This window comes from Marisediminitalea oceani (assembly GCF_003731635.1).
Lineage (GTDB): Bacteria > Pseudomonadota > Gammaproteobacteria > Enterobacterales > Alteromonadaceae > Alteromonas > Alteromonas oceani.
The window spans coordinates 24,360-44,633 of the sequence record NZ_RCUA01000069.1; the positions used below are offsets into that span (position 1 = coordinate 24,360).

The following is a 20,274-nucleotide window of genomic DNA, read 5'->3' on the forward strand; positions in this document are numbered from 1 at the left end:
TGCTGTTTAATAACTACGGTAAACCGCTTAAAAAGTATTATTTCGCACCGAGTCGATAACCGCTAAGTCGCAAATTACCTGTTTAGGATTCTGAGCTGTTAAATAAACCGGAACTAAAGCTAAGACCGCCTACACCAAGTACAAACCCGAAATCATACCAACCGCCATTGTTGTATATGGCATAGATTGCTACATCATCGAAAATCAATGAGGCGAGCCAGGAAAAGATAATGATTAGCCCATGCCATAAACCGTGTAAAAAGCCCACTTTATCGGCCTGTTGTGCTTGCTCAAAGGTCATTTGGTCAGCGCAACCAGTAAGCAACAATACTGCCACGGCCAGCATGATCAATTTGGTCTTTGCCATAAGTATTTCCTTATACGGGGGAACCTGTTGGCAGATTAACAAACTCTGCCTCCGTTGTGCATGGCTCAGGTTAATTTTTGTGCGATAAAAGTTCGGTAATTGCTTGTGCCACCAGAGCTGGTTGGTCTTTATGGGGGTGATGGCCAATTTGTTTTGAGCGGATATGCCAGGCCTGTTCTGAATTTGAAATCAGTGCCTGATGCAAGGCAAGCCACTGCTGTTTACCTTGCTCGGTTTCTTCAAAAAACAAGGGGTCTGCTGCGCGCCGGGTGGAAGTAAACAAAGCGACGGGTAACTGTGCGGGCAGTGGATAAGTGTCGATAGCGGCATCGTCGAGTTGTTGAATCAGTAATTGATATTGGGCCAACAGGTGAGCAGGCAGGTACTGCTGCATCAGCTTGTCATCTGCGGCAATACGCCGGCTATCAATGGCTTTAAACTGGCGTCGCTGGCTGAGTACGGTAGGCTCGAGTAATACCACACCGTCGATTAACTCGGGTGTAAGCTCGGCGACCTGCGAAACAATCAGCCCGCCATAAGAATGTCCCACCAGAACGATCTGCTCACCCTGAAAAGGCTTAAGCTGGCTAATCAGATACTGCACGTCCTCGGCAATGCTGGTGGGTTTTGTATTTGCTTGCGCAATACTCGGGCGGGTATAGGTTATTACTTTATAGTCGGCTGGAAGATGTTTTAACAGCGGCGCCCAGCTTTGTGCTGTTTGGCCAAAACCGGCCTCAAATACAACCACCGTGGCAAGTACGGGTCTGGCTGATAACAGCAGAATAAGGAGTAAGCAAAGGTGAATGATTTTGTGCATAACAGGCCTGTTGATAAAGGTAAAAACAGTATGTTAGCGGGCAGGGGGTAAAGGCGGGGTCAAACAACCGGGTAAAATTGCCAGCGGCAGAGGCCGCTGGCAGACAGAGGTTACAGGCTGTTCATGCTCTGTACCGAAACCGGACCAAGGTCAGCGGCTTCAACTTCAGCTTTAATTTTCTCGGCATCGCCAATGATAAGCCAGGTCAGCTTATCCGGGTGAATAACCTGTGCAGCAGCTTCATTAAGGTCGTCCAGGGTGAGGCCGTTGTATTTTTCTACCAGGGTTTCCGGGTAGTTATACTGGCGGTTAAAACGGCTACTGGAAAGCAGGCTGCCCAGCACCGAACCGGCAGTTTCAAACTGCCCCGGCAGCGAGCGTACTTCATCCAGACGCGCACGTTCCAGCTCCATGGCCATCGGCGGCTTGTCACCTAAGTAACCATTCAGCTCTTTCTTCAGCTCCAGTAAGGACGGGCCGGTCTGGTCGGTCTGAACCGGTGCATACACCATAAACGGACGCTGACCTCGGGCATCCTGAAGGAAGGTATAAGCGCCGTAGGACCAGCCTTTATCTTCACGCAGGTTCATATTAACCCGGGCAGTAAACGCACCACCTAAGGTCAGGTTCATTGCCTCAATGGCAATGTTGTTGTCGATACCTGTGGGCGGTGCTAAATGAGCAGCCAGAATCAGCGACTGCTGCGATCCCGGACGGTCAATAATAATCGCCTGGCCCTGTTCAGGTAGTTCGGCCTGAGCGATTTGCTTACTGCCTTTACTACCCGACACTTTCCACTTACCAAACTCTTTCTCAAGCGCCGGTTTAATCTCGTTTAAGGTGGTGTCACCAACCACGAAGATAGTGGCATTATCCGGGCGTAACCAGGTGTTTTTAAAGGTAACCAGATCGCTGCGAGTCACTGCCTGTACATCTTCAGCCGTTCCTGTGCCGGTAAACGGAATACCGTAGGCATGGTCGTCACCGTAAATGAGTGGTGGCAGCAGAGTCAGGGCAATACTTACCGGACGGGTCTTTTGCTGAGCAATATTACTTAGGATAAGCGCACGCTGACGCTCAATCTCTTCCTTGTCAAAGGAGGGCTCCTTAAGGATATCACCAAGTAAGGCCAGTGATGGCTTCATGTTTTCCTTCAGCATCGACATGCTGACGGTGGTAGTGTCGAGATTAGAGCCACTGTTTAAGTTAGTACCCAGTTGCTCCAGCTCGGCTGCCAGCTCCAGTGCGTCATAGTCACCGGCACCTTCATCCAGCATGCGGGTGGTAAAGCTGGCAAGGCCCAGTTTGCCGCCTGCATCTGCTGCATAACCGGCATCAAACTGCACTGCTACATTCACTAACGGTACCGTAGAGCGTTGTGCAAATACCACTTTGATGCCATTCGATAACTCGGTTTCAGTCACTTCTGGGAAGCTTAGTTGGGTTTCTGCATCAATCGATGGCAGGCCAGTGCTGCGGTCAACGCCTTCTGCTTTGGCGGTATGCTCTTCGAACGGCACAAAGGTAATCTGATGCCAGCCATCTCCCAACCATTGCTGAGCGGCCGCTTTAACCTTTTTAGGCGTTGAATTAGCCAGTTCTTCCAGTTCGGTTTTGAAGTAATTGGGATCGCCGGCAATGTATTCGCCGGTAGCCAGGGTATCGGCCTTACCGCCAAAGCCGCCAACTTCCTCAAGGCCACGAATAATCGAGGCGCGACGCTTGGTGGATACCAGTTCTACCTCATCACGGCTGGGGCCTTTACGTAAGAATTCGGCGATGATTTTATCCATTTCGCGTTCAACTTTAGCCGGCTCCTCACCGGCTTTGACGTCAACGCTGACACCAAAAATCGAAGCCATCTGCAGTTCATAGTTAAACACGGAGGCGTTGGTAGCGATTTGCTGATCGTAAACCAGCTCTTTATACATCCGTGAATTCTTACCATCGCCTAACACACTTGCTGCAATAAACAGGTCAGTGGCGGCTGGACTGGTATTTTCAGGCGACACCCACAAACGGTAGATGCGGGTTTGCGGTACCTTATCCTGAATAATTTCGCGGGTATTGGCTTTACGCTCTGGTACCCAGGATTGCCATTTGGCCAGGGCCGGGCCCGGCTCAATATCGCCAAAGTATTTGTCGACCAGAGGCTTGGCCTCGGCGGCGTTTATATCACCACTTAGCACTAAAATGGCATTGTTAGGCCCGTAATACTGATTAAACCAGCCTTTCACATCATCCAGCGAGGCCGAGTTGAGATCCTCCATCGAGCCGATAACCGTGTGATTGTATGGATGGCCGCTGGGAAACAGGGCTTCAACTACATGATTAAACAAGGTGCCGTAGGGTTGATCTTCACCCTGACGTTTTTCGTTTTGTACAACGCCTCGTTGCTCGTCGAGCTTGTCCTGGGTTACCGCACCGAGTAAATGCCCCATGCGATCTGATTCCATCCATAAAATCCGCTCCAGGGCTGGGGTAGGAACGGTTTGGAAATAGTTGGTGCGGTCAAAGTTTGTGGTCCCGTTGAGGCCGGTTGCCCCGGCTTCCTGTAACGGCCCGAACCATTCGTCGTCATAGTTCTCAGAGCCGTTGAACATCAGATGCTCAAATAAGTGAGCAAAACCTGATTTTCCTTCCGGCTCATCCTTAGAGCCCACTTTGTACCATACCGCTACCGCTACTACCGGCGCTTTGCGGTCTTCATGGACAATAACGGTAAGGCCGTTATCGGTGGTAAATTTCTCGTAGTCGATGTTAATGTCGTCTTTGGCAAACGCAGCAGTTATACATAAACCACTGAGTGCCAGCACACCAACGCCTAGTTTCAGGCCTTTGGTGAGGTGCTTGATTACTGTCATGAATGTCATCCTTAATCTTTTTATTAGCGTTGATTATCGCCCGGATTGGTATTATGCCAATGCTAAACATAAAACATTCCGCCAGTAATTAAAGTACTGGCGGCAGCAAAACTGTAAATGTTTGTTAACGGGTTAAATTCGACCCGGTTTAATCGGGAATATGCACCTCAGGTACCTCGGTAAATGGCTGTATGCCAAACGAAGGATAAACCTCGGTGGGAAAGTAAATGCGTCCCTGAGTGGCAACCATGGCGATGGTTTTAATGGCTTTCAGATTCTCGGTTGGGTCGCCGGGAACCAGAAAGAAATCGGCCTGTTTACCCACTTCAATAGAGCCGCGCTCTGTATGCCCAAGGTACTGCGCCATATCGTAGGAGCCGCGCCGCAGCGCTTCGGCTGCCGTCATCCCAATTTTTTCAAACAGTTCCAATTCACGATGCAGGTAAAATGCGCCGCCCATATCCGTGCCGGGCACCAACAGAATGCCCCGTTTGTGCATTAAAGCCAGGGTATCGAGAATTTTCTGATAGGCGGCAAGGTAAGCTTCATCCTCGGCTTCGTCAGCCACATTAAGCATGGCGGATTTGGCTGCACGCTGCACGCTGATAGGCATGTGATCGATATAATCACGCACCGCAAAGTTGGTAATACCGTTACGGCCTGTCATGGCGTATTCGTGGATCACAGCCGTTGGGTCGTGGGCGATATCGTTATCGGCCATCAGCTTTAATGTGTGCTGCACTTTATCGCTGTTAAGGTCTAAATCAACAAAGCGCTTCATGCCGGTAATTCTGAACAGAGTACGGGTGTCTTCTTCCGGCCCCAGTACCCAGCCCAGCATAATCTGATTGATATGCGTCAGTTCATCATAACCTGCCTCAATCATCTGGTCGGCGCGGTAAAACGCCGGAACGTGGCCTGCTACCCGCATACCCAGCCGATGGGCTTCAGCGGCCATATCCTCAACCCAGTCACCGTTCATGGAGTTGTAGATTTTAATTTGCCAGTAGCCTTTTTCGGCGTAGTTTCTGACCAGCTCCAGCGCTTTTTCTTTACTGTCTGCCAGCTCTCCGGTTGCTGCGCTGAATTCACTTACGCCTTCAATAAAGCCGCTTTTGGTGATGGTAGGGCCAATCAGCACGCCGCGATCAATTTTGTCTATCAGGTCTGACAGCACGTCGTCTTCATTACCCATATCGCGAATGCCGGTAACGCCGGCCATGACATTCATGATTGCCTGATTATCGCCCACGTGGCCGTGCATATCGTAAAGGCCTGCTACCAGTGTACCGCCTTCGCCCTCGATAAATACTTCATTAGCGCCAGGGGCTGAACGAACCTCTTCAATAGCGGTAATGGTATCGCCGGTCATGACCACCGATACCGGATCGGTCAGGCTTAGTGACTTCGGATCGAAAATGCGCACATTGTTAATCCGCACCGGTTGCTCATACTCATGGGTAACGTTGCTGGCGATGTCTTCATAACGCTGGGTATTGAGAGTGGCCGTTAGTTCGCGCAGTCGACTGTCTTCATCCTCAAAGCCTGCTTTTAACAATGCAAAACGTGGCGATACGGTGCCTACGTACTGCTGTTGTTCATCAAGTAAAATGTAACTGGGGTTAAGGTTGATGCCGCCAACGGCATACAAGGTAACTGCCAGTTCGCCGTCTTTACCCTGTAAGGTAAGAGATTCTTTCGGCGTAACTGTTACCTGGCCCGCCGGTAAGGCGGGGTAGGGCTCACCACCGGCGTCAAGAACAGTTTTCGCGTAAGTATACAGCGCATAAGGGCTGGGATTCTGAGCAATATAGATGGGCTTGTTGCTGGCATCGGCTTCGCCACTGCCTGCGGCAGAAGTCCAGCTGGCCTGGCCGTCCTTTACCTCGTAGGTTTCATTAACCTGGTTACCAAAGGTTGTTTTACCGGTGATTTTCCAGCTGATTGGCAAGCCAGCTTCAGACAGTAACAGGGTTTCTTCGCTGCTGGCACCACGGCCGTTATTGCTGAATCCATAGCTGATATCAATCAGCGTGCCGGATTGACTGATGGTCATATCGCCCACATCGGTACCGCCAAACAGTACATTGTAACTGGCGGTTTCAACCTGTGGTTGCTGGCTCTGTGAAGCCGTTGTGTCTGAGCTTACAGGTGCCTCACCGCTACAGGCAGCCAAACCTGTAAGTGTTAGTAAAACAATCAGTTTTCGCATGTTTCATCCTTTTTGTCGTTATTATTCTCAGTATGTCACAAAGCGGACATTAGCCTAATATTTAAAATTACCCATGGTACGCTCAAGCAGCGCATTGTTGGTTTGCAGGTCGGTTGTCAGTGCTTTAAGTTCGTCGGCTATAGAAACCTGATGCGTGGCGGCGTCCTGGACTGAAATCACATCCTGAGCAATTTGATCTGAGGTAACCGACTGCTGCTCGGCCGCTGCCGACATCGCATTGGCCTGTATTTCCACGTTACCGGCGCTCTCGCGAACGGTATTAGCGGTGCGCTCACCGCTTTCGGTGAGATTGAGTGAGGTACGTGCGGCTTCTGCGCTCTGGCTTACCCCGTTAATCACTTTGGTACTCACTTGCGCCAGGGTATCGAGTAGCGATGATATTTTGTCGGATGAGCCGCGACTGGCTGTGGCCAGCTGGCGCACTTCATCGGCCACTACGGCAAAACCTCTGCCGTGCTCCCCGGCCCGGGCAGCCTCAATGGCAGCATTGAGCGCAAGCAGGTTGGTTTGATCAGATAAAGTGTTGATAGTATCAAGAATGCCGCTGATTTCGCTTAGGTGTTCGCCCATGGTTTTAGCGCTGTTTTCCACGTCCTGCATTTGTTCTGTCAGACTGTGAATCGAGGTTTTAATGGTGTTATTGGCCTGGGTTGCCTCGTCGGCCAGTTTGTCGAGGGCCTGACTCGACTCCAGGGTATTAAAAGCCGACTGAGCAATCTCCTTACTGGTTTGGGTCATCTGCTCAATGGCGGTTGCTATGCTCATGGCACGTTGTTGAGTTTGCTCTGACTCACTGTGAATGGTATCGGCCGACTCTGCTACGCTGTCACCCAGCCGGGTGCTGGTATTTACCGATTTGGCCAGACCGGTAATCAGATCCCGGATCGCCATTAAGGTTTGATTAACCGCTTTGGAGATAACGCCAAGTTCATTGTCGCTATTGAGTTTAACGTTAATGGTGAGATCGCCGCTGCGCGAGATATCGTTGAGCCTGTGAGTCAGTGTGGAGAGCTGGGAATTAAGGGTTTTGACCAAAGTGATCACCAGTAAAATAACTACTGCAAATACCGCCCCGGTTACTGAAACCAGCACAATCAGGCTGGTGAGCTCTGCCTGGTATTCAGCCTGGGCACTGGCTTTTACCTCTAGCCATGTGCCGTCCAGTAACCCTTTTACCAGGCCAATCTGGGCTGTGGCCTGACCAAACCAGTCGGATGCGGTCGGAAGTTGTGAAAAATCCACTGATTCGGCGAGCAATGCGCGGAAAACCTTATCCATAAACGCTTTTTGAGAGGAGCCGGCAACGGCATTGAAGTCAGCCAGTTCCTGGCCGGTTAAGGCATTCTTTTGTACAGAAATAAGATAGTTAATGCTGTCGTGGTATTCCGACAGGTCGTCGGCTAACCGTGGCGTAATGCTTTGGCTGGTCAGTACACCATTAATTTTGCCGCGTAATTGGCCGAGACGCTCCTTTAGCCACGCGTAGGTTAGCGCGTGAGCCACGGTATTACTCACATCGCTGTTGGCAATGTTGAGCACCAGCGTATTAGCGGTGTCGAGCGCCATACGGTTGACCTTGCTGTAGTAAGCGAAAGCTTTGCTGCCTTCACGCCGGTCGACTTGCTGGTGAATGGCATTTTTGTTGTCCAGCATAGCAAACAGACTGCTGAGCTTGTGTTGAATGCTGAGTGAGTCAGGCCAGTCCTGGTTAGCAAGCTGGCGTAGCGTATCTACCGATGCGCTGGCTTTTTGCCGTTGTTCGAGGACTTTTGCCCGCGCTTGTTCACTGCCTGAACCCAGAAAGCCGGCGGTTAGTCCACGCTCTACCGCGTGATTATGGGCAATTTTTTCTACCGCATCGACCAGTTCTACCATGCGGGTTTCCAATTCAGCCTGATTTAACTGGGTAAGGCTTTTGTTCACTGCAATGCCGGTCATCACCAGCATTAGTCCGCCAATCAGGCCGATACACAGTAGCGTCAGGTTTACTATCGATAAACGCATAAATCCATTCATAGTCTGCTCGTCAGAAAGTCTCTGGACTACATAACTCAGAGGTATCTTGGTTAACTAGGCTTATAACAGCGGTGTCTGAGGGGAATCTTTTGGTTTATTTCCCGTCACTTGGACTAAAGTATAGTTACAGTTTTATGTTTCGCGAGGATTTGATCGAACGGCATGGGTAGCGGGCCCAAAGGCCCGTAACGGACTGGCTGTTAAGGATTAAACGGCTTGCTGCCAGTAAAGGTGAATATCGGTTAGTGCGGCGATGTCATCTACGTACTGCTTCACCGGTTGCGGCCACTCAAGGCCTTTTACCATGGTCAGGTTACGCAGGAATGGGAAGATAAGCACATCATCCATGCCCAGGCTGGAAGAGACCTTTAGCGGCGGCAGTTTGCTGAGCATGTCATTTACCCGGCCAATGTAATGTTCTGTTTTTGACATGGCTTCAGTAAAAGTCATGGCAATCACTTTTTCTTTTTTCGCCTGAAAATAGTCACGGGCCGAGGCGGTTGCAAACTCCGGTTGGTCGATAAGGATATTACGCGGGAATAGCAAACCGTTCATATCGCTGCTGTATTCGCTTAGCAGAGTGGTAACACTTTCAGCTTGCTTTGCTGGCTGTAACTGTTTATCAGCCGGAGCCAGAGACAAAATTTTATCAACGATGTCCAGGCTTTCGCCCATTGCAGTGCCATCGTCGGGTTGTAATATCGGCACCATTTTTTTGCCAATCAGCTTGTGGCAGGTCTCATCGTCGTCGTTAAGCAGCAGTACCTTCTTGTGAGGAACACCGGTATAGTTGGCTACCATATCGGCGCGTACGCAAAACGGGCAGTGTAAATATTGATACAGGGTGAACATTAGGACACTCCTTTTGGCTGAATTTGTTGATAAACTATAACGTATTCACCTTACACATTTCATTTTTCAAAGATAATAAGTTATTCATTTCATGACCTTAACGCCTGATACCCTTATGGCCTTTGTGGTAGCAACGCTGATCATCAGTTTGTCGCCCGGCCCCTCCAATCTGTACATTATGGCTTGCACGCTGGGTTCAGGCCGGACCGGCGGTACCGCTGCAGCACTAGGCATGGCTGTAGGGTCTTCCAGTTATGCCATTGGCACGGCTTTTGGACTAGCTGCGGTAATAGCGTATGTACCAGTGGTATTTACGGTGATAAAGGTGCTGGGCGCGCTGTATCTGATATATCTTGGTGTTACCGCGTTACGTTTTGCTGCGGCGCCGCATCTGCGCAAGCCGGTTCAGGCATCGACCCGGCGGATTGTTTCCAGAAGCCTGCTGGTAGAACTGAGTAACCCTAAAACCGCGCTGTTTTTTATTGCCTTTCTGCCGCAGTTTACCCATGCAACGGGCGATGTGTTGATCACCGATTTGCTGGTCCTCGGCCTACTGTTCAGTGCTATCGCGTTATGTTGTGACTTGCTGGTGGTGCAGCTGTCTCATCAGTTGGGGCGCTGGATGGCAAAGAATCCGCGTATTGCGGTGCGTCAGGAACAACTGGTCGGGCTGATTTTTCTTGGCTTAGGCGCCACCCTGCTGCTGGACTTTGGCCAGACAGCAACGGTTTAGTCAGCCGGCCAACCTTAACTGCCTTCCACCTCATCGAACAGCGCCGCAATTTGCTTGGTTACCTTATGGCTGGGCATTAAAAATGGTAGCGGTGTGCGATGGGAGTGCGATTCTTTCACTTTCACAGAGCTGCTCAGGCGGGTTTCAAACAAGGGCAGGCCTTTTTCCTGTAATTCACCAATCAGCGCCGCTGGCAGCTTGGCCTGAGCGTTATACTGATTGATCACCACGCCAGACAATGCCAGTGACTGGTTGTGATCTTCTTTGATTTCCATGACATTTTCCAGCAAGCGTTCAATGGCCTGGGCAGAAAAATGATCGCAATCAAAGGGTACCAGAAACTCATCGGCAGCAATCAGGGCCGCTTTGGAGTAAAAGTTAAAATTGGGCGGGGTATCAATATAAATGCGTTCAAATTCTTCGCTTAACGCTTCGAGGGTCTCGCGCAACTTGAACATCTTGTAGCGTGATTCCAGTTCTCGCTCGATAGTGGCGAGAGTTGGGTCTGCCGGTAAGACATAAAGGTTTTCGAAAGCCGTTTCCTGTACAAATGCCTTAGGCGGCTGGGGCTTGGAAAACCAACCGACAATTTGCTTAAACATGTCGGCCACGGTGAGGGTGTCTTCACTAATATCGATGCCTGCATAGTGGGTGCTGTTACCCTGTGCATCTAAGTCGACCAACAGGGTTTTATATCCTCTTAAGGCACTTTCTGCTGCGAGATTGGTGCTGATGGTTGATTTGCCAACACCGCCCTTTTGATTGAATACCACCCGTTTCATGTGACTCCCTTTGTTTCCTCGTCGGTCGATGAGATGAGGACTTGCTGTATAAATAATCGACGCTTTCAGCATAAGTTATCCCTGCCGAAAAGTAACGGATTAAAGTGTTTAAAAAATGTTAAATATATGTGAAGTGGGCTAGACTTGTATAAGCCATTTTAATGGAGCGGCCTGCCTATGAAAGTTTATGCATTGGTTGTCGTACTCTGCAGCTTCATCTTGCTTGGCGGATGCGCCAGTACCGAGCCCGATACAGGTAATTATTTACACCCGGTTTATACCGACGCATTTCCCGCTGCCAGATCAGTAAACATTGAGTCGCCAGCCCAAATCCTCACGCTGCCTGAAGAGGCCAAACGGTTTTTAACGAAAATTAAGGTGACGGCGGAGCAAAAGCAAACTACGCCGTTAGACGAGTTGGTAAACAGCCTGTTTGCTGAGCAACAGCTTGGTTTAAGTTACTTTAGCGATGCAAACTCCACGGTGGCAGATACTTTCAGAAACCGTCAGGCCAACTGTTTGTCGCTCACCCTGATGACTTACGCACTGGCAAAGGGCTTGGGGCTTGATGCCAGCTTACAGGACGTGTTTATTCCTGAATACTGGTCGCGCAAGCAAGGCTTTAGCCTGCTCAATGGCCACGTAAATGTGCTGCTCACCGACAAGCGGGATCTGTTTGCTACGCCAAGACTGGTGGACTTTGACGCCCGCATGCAGGGCCAGCAATTTAAATCAGAGACTATGTCGGTAAACCGAGCACTGTCGATGTTCTACAACAATAAGGGGGCTAATGCACTGGTATACGGCAATTTCCCTGTCGCATTTCGATATCTCAGTGCGGCCCTTAAACAGGACGATCAGTTTACCGCTGCGTGGATCAATCTCGGTGTGTTGTACCGATTTACCGAGAATTACCGTTACGCCGAAGAGGCTTATCAGAAAGTCCTTCAGCTTGACGCTCAGAATCTCACAGCCAGAGAAAATCTGGCGATATTGTTTCGCCTGACCGGCCGTGATTCCAAGGCCAACGAGCTGGCCAAAGAGGTACATCAACTGCGGGTAGCTAATCCCTATTACCATCTGATCCGCGGCGATGAAGCTTTCGAAGAGGGCGATTTCACCCTGGCTCATAATTATTACCGCCGGGCCTACCGGTTAGACAGAACGAATCATTTGATCCTCTTTGCCCTGGGCAAAACTGCGCTGGCGACGGGTGAAACAGACGATGCACAAACTTTTCTGGAGCGCGCCATTAAGCGCGCCGAGTTGCCGGCTGATCGACAGCGCTATGCCGCCAAACTGGCCGTACTGAGTCATTACCATGAGGAACAGCTGTAATGAAGTTATCCCTATTAATCGCAGTCTGGGGGGTAGGATGGTGTGCACTGGTGAACGCCAGTGAGCCGGTATGGATGCAGGATCTCAATGTGCTGGCCGATGATTTGATGGAAGGCCGTGAAGTGGGTAGCAAAGGCTCAAAGCGTAGCCGCGAATACCTGATGGAGCGCTATGCCGAAATTGGCATCGAGCCACTGCCGGCACTTAACGACTTTGGTCAGCCATTTTCAGCCATCCGCAAAAATAAGCCATTGGCCGGCACCAATGTGGTTGGTCAGCTCAGAGGCGCTCTGGATATATATATTGTGGTAAGTGCTCACTACGACCATATCGGACGGAAGGGAAGGCGTATATTTAACGGAGCAGATGATAACGCCAGTGGCGTGGCGGCTATGTTGTATCTTGCCGCGCAAAGTCAGCAAAGCGGGCGACAGTGTCACCAGGTGTTTTTAGCGTCGGATGCCGAAGAACATGGACTGCTTGGCGCCAAAGCCTTTGTGTCGTCCGACGTGGTGGCAGCAAAGTCGATTTTTGTAAACCTCAACCTCGATATGCTCTCGCAACCGGGTGGCCGCAAAGAGGTACTGGTGAGTGGCAATCTCAGCCATCCGGCGTTTAATGGCCTAATAGAAAATATTGAACTGGCCAGCAACATGCCCATGATTGCTACCGATGAAAAACGTCGTGTCGGCCGCTACCCGAGCCTGGCAGACCGCCGTAAGGTGAGCGACCATGCCGCTTTTGCAGAACAGGGGATCCCGTTTTTGTTTCTGGGTGTGGGCAGGCATAACTACTATCACACGCCGAGGGATACCGCTTCCCGGGTAAATCAATCGTTCTATGGCGAAACGGTCAGAATTGCCTGGCAATACCTGCAAAAGCTGGATGCTTTGTGTGCTAAAGCTGACGAGCAGGCATAAAAAAGCGGAGCTATTGCTCCGCTGGATATTCGTTTCAAAGCCTTAGATTACGCCCAGTTCACGCAGGCGTTCCTGTAAATACGCCTCGGCGGTGTAACGGTCAGACAATTTAACGTCCGGACGCGGGTGCAGGAATAACGGCAGGGAAATACGTGACTTAGTCATATCCGCACCATCGGGGTTAATGACCCGGTGGATGGTAGATGGGTAATAACCGCCACTGGCTTCCTGCAGCATGTCGCCAATATTCACAATCAGCGTACCGAAATCGCAGGGAACATCCATCCAGGAGCCGTCTTTACGCTGTACCTGCAGGCCCGGCTCGTTAGCTGCCGGTAAAACGGTTAGCAGGTTAATATCGCCGTGGGCTGCTGCCCGGATAGCATCCGGCTCTTCATTGCCGTCCAGTGGCGGGTAGTGCAGCACGCGTAGCAGGGTTTGCTCACTGCCATCAATCATTTGTGACAACGGCTCGTTAAAATTGGCCTTAACGTCTTCTGGTGCATTGTCTTCGACCCAGGTGAGTAATTCAGCGGCCAGGCTGGTGGTTTTGGCGTAATAGTCGGCCAATTGCTGCTTTAACTCCGGCGGGCACATACCCCATGGGTAGTAATGGAAATATTCCTTAATGTCTTTTTTCTTAAAGCCCTTAGCAACTTCGGATACTGACTTTGAAAAATAACCGTCCTGAGTGCCTTTGTTGTAGGTGTAGTCGAACTTTTCTTCGCTGTCGAAAAACGCCTGCCAGGCTGTGTAGATATCTTCTACCAGTTGTTTCTGAATAGGGTGATTTTTTAATACGCCAAAGCCGGTTTCGTGCAGCGATTTAGCAAATAACTCGGCAGCGTTGTCTGCCTGATAATCTACGGCAACTAAGTTCATTAGGGTTTCCTGTCGTTCTGATTTTACAAATTATAATGTGGCTTTGCGGCACTGCAAATGCCGGCGGCTTGATACACATCAAGCCGGATTGATTACGGCCGAAAGTTTAGCCCAGTGTCAGATAAAAGCCGGCCAGTGCTGCACTCATCAGGTTGGATAAGGTGGCAGCAAAAACCGCCTTAAGGCCTAACTGAGCGATTTCTTTACGCCGGGTGGGGGCCATGGCGCCAATACCGCCCATCAGAATGGCAATGGATGAGAGGTTGGCGAAACCACATAAGGCAAACGTAATAATCGCCTGACTGATTGGAGACAGCTCTGGCTGTGCTGCAATAAAGTCCAGGTAGGCGATAAATTCATTAACCACTATCTTCTGACCAATAAAGCTACCGGCAATCTGCGCTTCAGACCAGGGCACACCGAGCGTCCAGGCGAGAGGCTGTAACAGGAAGCCGAGAATTTGCTGAATGGTGAGGTTTTCAAAACCAACCAGACCGCCAGCCCAGCCAATGATGCCGTTCAGCATGGCAATCAGGGCCACAAAAGCCAGCAACATCGCGCCTACGTTCAGAGCAAGTTGTAAACCGGAAGCAGCACCGCTGGCAGCGGCGTCGAACACGTTTGCATAGTGGGTTTTTTCTTCTTCGGTTTTTTCCAGCTCGTTGTGCGGCTCTGAGGTTTCCGGCTGCATAATTTTAGCCATTAGCAGGCCACCCGGTGCGGCCATAAAGCTGGCAGCCAGCAGATACTTAAGCTCAACGCCCATGCCGGCATAGCCAGCCATTACCGAACCGGCAATAGAAGCGAGCCCGCCCACCATAATTGCAAACAACTCAGAACGGGTCATGTTGGGGATAAATGGCCGAACTACCAGCGGTGCTTCGGTCTGACCGACGAAAATGTTGGCGGCTGCCGACATCGACTCCGGGCGACTGGTTTTCAGGGCTTTTTGCAGCAAACCCCCGATCAAACGAATGATAATGTTCATCACTTTGAGGTGATACAGCACGGCAATCAGGGAAGAGAAAAAGATAATAACGGGCAATACATTAAAGGCAAAAATAAAGCCCAGGGATTTGTTACCAATCGGGCCAAACACAAAATCGATACCGGCCTGGCTGTAGTCGATAATGTTCTGCACAAACTCGGTGGTTTTAAGTAACAGCTGAATACCGGGTTCAAAATACAGGATAAACGCGCCCACGGCCGCCTGAATGGCGAAAGCGCCACCCACGGTGCGCCAGTTTATGGAACGTCGATTACTTGATAAAGCGAATGCAATACATAACAGCAGGGCGACGCCCAGTAAACTTATCATGGGGTAATCCTTTACTTAATAGCTTGTTGTATGTGTGATTTTATTACGTCCAGCGCAATTTGGTTTTTGCCACCCTGAGTGACCACTACGTCGGCGGTAAAGCGACTGGGTTCAATAAACTGGTGGTACATGGGTTTTACGGTTTTTTCGTACTGCTTGGCCACTGAATCCATGGTCCGCCCGCGCTCTTTAACATCCCGCATCATGCGGCGCATCAGACAGATATCCAGCGGTGTGTCGATGAAGATTTTTACATCGTATAAAGGCAGTAACTCTACTCTGGCAAGCAGCATAATGCCTTCGAGGATCACTACCGGGGCAGGCTGCAACCGCTCGGTTTTAGGTAACCGGGTATGGGTTTTAAAGCAGTAATGCGGGTAGTCAATGGGCTCACCATTACGCAAGGCACCGAGGTGGGCTTTTAGTAATTCGTGTTCAAAGGCATTAGGATGGTCGTAGTTGTTTTTTTCCCGCGCTTCCATGGGTAAATGGTCCTGGGCACGGTAATAGTGGTCCTCGCGGAGGATCTGTACCGGCCGACCTTGCTCAGAAAAAGCATTAATCAGGTTCTCGGTGAACAACGACTTACCGGAGCCAGAAGCACCGGAAATAGCAATAATCAGGGGTGTTTGCATAGTGGGAAAAACGTATTTTTAGTTATAGCAAAGATACGCAAATGCACCGTGCGAATCAATCCCACAGTATAGGCTTTAAATCAGATAGCGCCGTTCGGGGGTGTTTTGACATCCCGGCAAATGGTGAGTCTTTGCATTATAATGCTGACCATTTGTTCAGGTTACCATTGTTTTCCCGGCTTGCAAACTGTCTGTCATCAGGGGGTCATACCTGTGCTGTACAAGCCTGATTACAATTCTCGCTATTCGCCAATAATGTCGATGTCGCTGGCATGCAGCACCGGCAGGGCATAGGAGTGTTGCTTGGAGCGTGAGCCTTCACCCTGAGCGCGCGGAGGGTAATAGCGGGTTTTCTCTTCACTGAACCCGGCAAATACCTCATCGAGGGCGGCCCGGATCTCACTCAGGGTTTTATCCAGATTAGCGTTAAAATCAGGCCGTTTACGTTTGGTATGGCCTAATTCCATCAAGCGGGTAAACACTTTACTGGCAAGATTGGTCAGCTCTGGTGGGATATCCTTGTGGTGAAGTAATACCGCGTTGGGGTTTTCGATACAGTAGTGCAGCAAAGCTGTGTAGAAGCACAACGGTTTATTTTGTAGCTGCACGGTGACATCATTAACGCCATTGCCGAGGGTTTTCTCGTTGAGGTTAACGGTCAGCTTAGGCGTAATTTTTACTATTGGAACCGGTTGCGCCAGGACTGCTGCTTTTACTGCGCGGCGCTGGCTGGTTCGTACCTTAACAAATGCCGGCGATACCAACAGGGCTGCCAGCAGGGCTAACGGGCTGAATGACAGGTAGCGATAAAGCGGTTTAGTGGCCAGCTGTACGTTAACGGTTTGTTCGGAGTTTTCCAGTACCAGTTGGGTTAAACGCGCATTTTCAGGCTGCCCCGCAGCATTGGCAGTAACCGATTGCAGTGATACCAGCCATACACCGGTTTGCTGTTCGCTTAATATGGTATTAATGCGATTAAGGTAAGCCTTGAGTGTATCCTGATTAGGCGGCGTTCTTAACGTTTGGTTGCCCACGTCGAGAAACTGCAGATCCAGGCTAATGCGCGCTTTTATTTTATCGACAGCTTCATGTTCGGCATATAACCGGGCACTGGTCTGGCCAACCAGGGCACCTAGCTGGAAGATAACAAACAGCAGAAGGGTGACGAGGCCGCCCTTTAGCCAGTCGTTGGGTGTAATATCATAGGTTTTCATTTGAATTACACTCGTTAATTAGCACCACGTCGCGGTAGTACTTGCGTGGGTGGTTATTGGATATCTCAGTGATAACCTGCTGAATAGCACAGCGTAAATCGGTGTTGTTATCCTGCATCTTTAAATACCAGCGCATGCCAGGCACACTGTTTTCCAGTGAGGTAATGTAATTACGCGACAACGTTTGTTCATCGGCCTTACCCCAGTAGCTGGAGATAATATCTACCTCTCCGGCCATCAGTGCGCGGCGCAGTTCCTGATGCGAATTGTAGTAGTAGAGCTTAATGTTAGAATCGTTAAGACCCAGCCGCTGCAATACTGTTTTCGGCACTATATGGCCTGAACGACTGCTCGGGTAATCGAGTATACCGATGCGCTTGCCCAGCAGATACTCCTTACTGAGTACCGGTTTTTCACGCAGGGCAATAAAATATGCGCTGTAATCGGGGTGAGCTGCTATGCTGTCGTAGTGGTAGATGCGGTCGGCGCCGAAAGCGTCTACTACATTACTCTTTACCAGGGTTAATTCCGGCACGCCGTGATTAACAAACCGGAAGGTATCAAAATCGTTACGACCGATAATCACCTGTACATCACCAAATTGACGTTGCACTACATTATTATCACACAGTAAGGGTAGTGCTTTTTCGGCGATGGATTGCTCAGTGAGGTATACATTAAAGACCTTGCTGTTTTGCGACAACGGGGCATCGCACTGCAACTTGCTGGTAGTTTGCGGTGAGATGTCATTTATTTTTTGTGAATTTTGCACGAAGCCCACTACGCCGCTAAAAATAAAAATAGCAGCAACAATCAGCCATCGTGTTGTTGAATTCAGTCGTAAACGGTGCAAAGTGTTTTAGAGTTAGTTTTACTTGTTTGACCAATTTGAACAGTTAAACTTATTTAATGCAATAAGTAAGTTTATTTTGAGTGCGTAAGTCGTTGAAAAAAAGCTTAATTCATTAAGTAACTTTGAATTTGCTTAAACGCTGTTTATTCATTGTGGTTATGCGAAGAATATAGCTGGGCTTGTGAGCAGGGCCGGGAGTTCTAATAATTTAGGTAAATAACTGACCGTTTGTTCAGGAAAATATAAAAATAATAAGCGTTGTCAACTTTTTAAAGTAGTTCAACCAGAGCGAATTTGTCATATTGCTGAAACAATAATAATGAACAATCTCGGCCCGATTTACGCTGTTTCAGAAAAACGGAACTGTCACCAATAACGGCTATGGTGACCGAACATAAAAATTGCCTTTACTGCCGGAAGCAACAGGTTACTGTTCTATCTCTTGTTAACGGGGGTAATACAAACGCCTTATGAAAATAAATGGGAAACACACTAATGATGACAAAATCGAAGCTTAATCGCGTAGCGATTGCGGTAGCGATGTCTGTTGGTCTGTCTACTGCCGCTATGGCACAGCAGACATCTTCAGAAATCACTGGTCGCGTAGTTGGTCCACAGGGCGCACCTGCAGCGGGTACAGTAATTACTGTTAAGCACGTTCCAACCGGAAGTATTAAAACAGTTACTGCTAATGCTAACGGTCAGTTCAACCTGTCGGGTCTTCGTGTTGGTGGTCCTTACGAAATCGTAATGGATTCTGACACTTTCGAAGATGCTACTATTTCAGATGTTTATCTGTCTCTGGACAGCGGTTTAAACCTGAACAACTTTGCACTGGGTGCACAAGCTGACGTTGAGCGCATCGAAGTAACTGCTTCACAAATTGCTTCTATTGCTTTTGGCCAGAAAGGTCCTTCTTCAAACTTCAGTCTTGAAGATCTGCAAAACGCGCCTGCTATTAACCGTGATATTAAAGACCTGGTTCGTGCCGACCCACGTGTTTATATCGACGAAACTTTCTCAGACGGCATTCAGTGTGCCGGTGCATCACCTCGTTTCAACAGCTTAACGCTGGACGGTATGCGTCTGAACGATAACTTCGGTCTTAACTCAAACGGTTACCCAACTGAAAGCATCCCGTTCTCATACGATGCAATTGAGCAGGTTGCAGTAGAGTTAGCACCTTTCGACGTAGAATACGGCGGTTTTACAGCGTGTAACATCAACGCCGTAACCAAGTCAGGTACTAACGAAGTCCACGGTTCTGCTTTTTACGATTTCACTTCTGACTCGTTTAAAGGCGATTCAATCGAAGGTAACGACATCGACAACGGTAACTACACTGAAAAACGTTACGGTTTCACGGTAGGTCTCAGGGCAACCGCATACTTTTACCCAAAAATAAGCTCTGCTCTGAATTCATCGGCCCAGCCAGCCATTTTGAGTTTGCTTCTCATGCTGGCTTTCTTGGGGTGTAAACGAGCCATATTCAAACAAAACCGCCTAATCACTCCGACATTTTCCGCTCCGTCCTCTTTGCGTATTCGGCTATCATCTTCTTTGAACGTCACGTCTAACACCCAGTGGACTTTATTTTCGACTTCCCAGTGTGCTCGGATAGCCTGGTTGACCGCAACGGGGTCAATATCCAGTGAACTGATGTAATATTGCGTTTCAGTGCTCACCTCTTTGTCTTTAAGGTGGCGCTCTCGCTCTATTTTGATAACACTGCGTATACCTTTCCAGTGCTGTGCTTCACTTATCCACTCACTGACTCTTAGTTGCTGGCACCGGCGTACTTCAATTCGTCCATGGCCAGAATCAGTCTGTTCATTACAGGCAATCCAAGCGGGATTATCCCTCTCTACCTTATGGAAATAGGCGGCAATTTCATCGCGTAGTTGTTTGTGGTTGTTTTTGATGCAGAGCACATAATCTGCGTTCTCCGAGCTGATTTTCTCGACTATCTTTTTCTGAGAGTTCATGGCATCTGCACTGATAAGAGCGCCTTTAATATTAAGCGTGTCGAGTAGGTCCAATACCGAAGCATTCTCATTTTTCTTGCCCGATGACTTCAGTTGCGCAAGCACTAAACCTGCATCTTTGCTCCAGGCGGTAATGCTATGTAATGCCGTTTGCTTATCGCCATCGTAGGAATGACGAAGTGTCTTACCGTCGATGGCAATTTGAGGCTTACCCGTTTCAACACGCACTTCATTCACCCAATTCATAAAGGCTTTATTTAATTGTTCAGGGCATATTACTCGAACAATTCGGGCAATGGTATCGTCAACAGGAATGCCGTTTTCAAAGGGACGGTATTGGCGCAACCAATCAAGTTTATCTCGACCAAACACTTCTATATCGCTCCAACCCTCTGCTCCAGAAAGGACTGCACTCACAGTCAGAAATATCACATCAATAAAGTCATGTTGAACATTAATTTG

16 protein-coding genes and 1 pseudogene are annotated in these 20,274 nt (G+C 49.3%); 4 read left to right on the plus strand and 13 right to left on the minus strand.

Going from position 1 to position 20,274, the window contains the following annotated elements; all coding sequences use genetic code 11:
- Window positions 1–82: 82 nt before the first annotated feature.
- The 6 genes from D9T21_RS17505 to grxB form a co-directional block, all read right to left on the minus strand.
- Window positions 83–367: a hypothetical protein gene (locus D9T21_RS17505; protein WP_105933794.1), complete on the minus strand. Its 285-nt coding sequence runs from the start codon at window positions 365–367 to the stop codon at window positions 83–85.
- A gap of 70 nt (window positions 368–437) precedes the next feature.
- Complete coding sequence (locus D9T21_RS17510; protein ID WP_123326445.1) at window positions 438–1,187, minus strand: alpha/beta fold hydrolase; 750 nt, start codon at window positions 1,185–1,187, stop codon at window positions 438–440.
- A 110-nt stretch (window positions 1,188–1,297) separates the two neighbouring features.
- Complete coding sequence (locus D9T21_RS17515) at window positions 1,298–4,051, minus strand: M16 family metallopeptidase (protein WP_123326447.1); 2,754 nt, start codon at window positions 4,049–4,051, stop codon at window positions 1,298–1,300.
- A 148-nt stretch (window positions 4,052–4,199) separates the two neighbouring features.
- Entirely contained in the window at window positions 4,200–6,263 is a 2,064-nt protein-coding gene (locus D9T21_RS17520; protein ID WP_123326449.1) for an amidohydrolase family protein, read from the minus strand.
- A 54-nt stretch (window positions 6,264–6,317) separates the two neighbouring features.
- Complete coding sequence (locus D9T21_RS17525; RefSeq protein WP_123326451.1) at window positions 6,318–8,300, minus strand: methyl-accepting chemotaxis protein; 1,983 nt, start codon at window positions 8,298–8,300, stop codon at window positions 6,318–6,320.
- Window positions 8,301–8,507: 207 nt separating this feature from the next.
- A complete protein-coding gene (gene grxB, locus D9T21_RS17530) occupies window positions 8,508–9,152 on the minus strand; it encodes a glutaredoxin 2 (protein ID WP_123326453.1) in 645 nt (214 codons plus the stop codon).
- A 91-nt stretch (window positions 9,153–9,243) separates the two neighbouring features.
- Here grxB and D9T21_RS17535 point away from each other — a divergent pair, with 91 nt between their 5' ends.
- On the plus strand, window positions 9,244–9,885 hold the full coding sequence (locus D9T21_RS17535) for a LysE family translocator (protein ID WP_123326456.1): 642 nt from the start codon (window positions 9,244–9,246) through the stop codon (window positions 9,883–9,885).
- A gap of 14 nt (window positions 9,886–9,899) precedes the next feature.
- Here D9T21_RS17535 and D9T21_RS17540 read toward each other — a convergent pair whose 3' ends face one another.
- Window positions 9,900–10,667: a ParA family protein gene (locus D9T21_RS17540; protein WP_123326458.1), complete on the minus strand. Its 768-nt coding sequence runs from the start codon at window positions 10,665–10,667 to the stop codon at window positions 9,900–9,902.
- 177 nt (window positions 10,668–10,844) lie between these two features.
- Here D9T21_RS17540 and D9T21_RS17545 point away from each other — a divergent pair, with 177 nt between their 5' ends.
- Both D9T21_RS17545 and D9T21_RS17550 read left to right on the plus strand, forming a co-directional pair.
- On the plus strand, window positions 10,845–12,005 hold the full coding sequence (locus D9T21_RS17545) for a tetratricopeptide repeat protein (protein WP_123326461.1): 1,161 nt from the start codon (window positions 10,845–10,847) through the stop codon (window positions 12,003–12,005).
- Window positions 12,005–12,925 carry a M28 family peptidase gene (locus D9T21_RS17550; protein ID WP_123326463.1) on the plus strand — a complete coding sequence of 307 codons (921 nt, stop codon included), beginning with the start codon at window positions 12,005–12,007 and terminating at the stop codon, window positions 12,923–12,925. Before D9T21_RS17545 ends, D9T21_RS17550 begins: the two co-directional genes overlap by 1 nt.
- 42 nt (window positions 12,926–12,967) lie before the next feature.
- Here D9T21_RS17550 and D9T21_RS17555 read toward each other — a convergent pair whose 3' ends face one another.
- The 5 genes from D9T21_RS17555 to D9T21_RS17575 form a co-directional block, all read right to left on the minus strand.
- Entirely contained in the window at window positions 12,968–13,807 is an 840-nt protein-coding gene (locus D9T21_RS17555; protein WP_123326465.1) for an isopenicillin N synthase family dioxygenase, read from the minus strand.
- Between the two features lie 106 nt (window positions 13,808–13,913).
- Window positions 13,914–15,125 (minus strand): NupC/NupG family nucleoside CNT transporter, encoded by a 1,212-nt coding sequence (locus tag D9T21_RS17560; protein ID WP_123326467.1) that lies wholly within the window; start codon window positions 15,123–15,125, stop codon window positions 13,914–13,916.
- Between the two features lie 11 nt (window positions 15,126–15,136).
- Window positions 15,137–15,760, minus strand: a complete 624-nt coding sequence (udk, locus tag D9T21_RS17565; RefSeq protein WP_123326469.1) for a uridine kinase — start codon at window positions 15,758–15,760, stop codon at window positions 15,137–15,139.
- A gap of 242 nt (window positions 15,761–16,002) precedes the next feature.
- On the minus strand, window positions 16,003–16,974 hold the full coding sequence (locus D9T21_RS17570; protein ID WP_123326471.1) for a hypothetical protein: 972 nt from the start codon (window positions 16,972–16,974) through the stop codon (window positions 16,003–16,005).
- On the minus strand, window positions 16,961–17,746 hold the full coding sequence (locus D9T21_RS17575; RefSeq protein ID WP_241155751.1) for a PhnD/SsuA/transferrin family substrate-binding protein: 786 nt from the start codon (window positions 17,744–17,746) through the stop codon (window positions 16,961–16,963). Before D9T21_RS17575 ends, D9T21_RS17570 begins: the two co-directional genes overlap by 14 nt.
- 576 nt (window positions 17,747–18,322) lie before the next feature.
- Between D9T21_RS17575 and D9T21_RS17580 the strand changes: the two are divergent.
- A pseudogene (locus tag D9T21_RS17580) lies at window positions 18,323–19,198 on the plus strand (carboxypeptidase-like regulatory domain-containing protein); the annotation flags it as partial.
- 20 nt (window positions 19,199–19,218) lie between these two features.
- Here D9T21_RS17580 and D9T21_RS17585 read toward each other — a convergent pair.
- Window positions 19,219–20,271, minus strand: coding sequence for an ISAs1 family transposase (locus D9T21_RS17585; protein WP_105933364.1), 1,053 nt, complete (start codon window positions 20,269–20,271; stop codon window positions 19,219–19,221).
- Window positions 20,272–20,274: the final 3 nt, after the last annotated feature.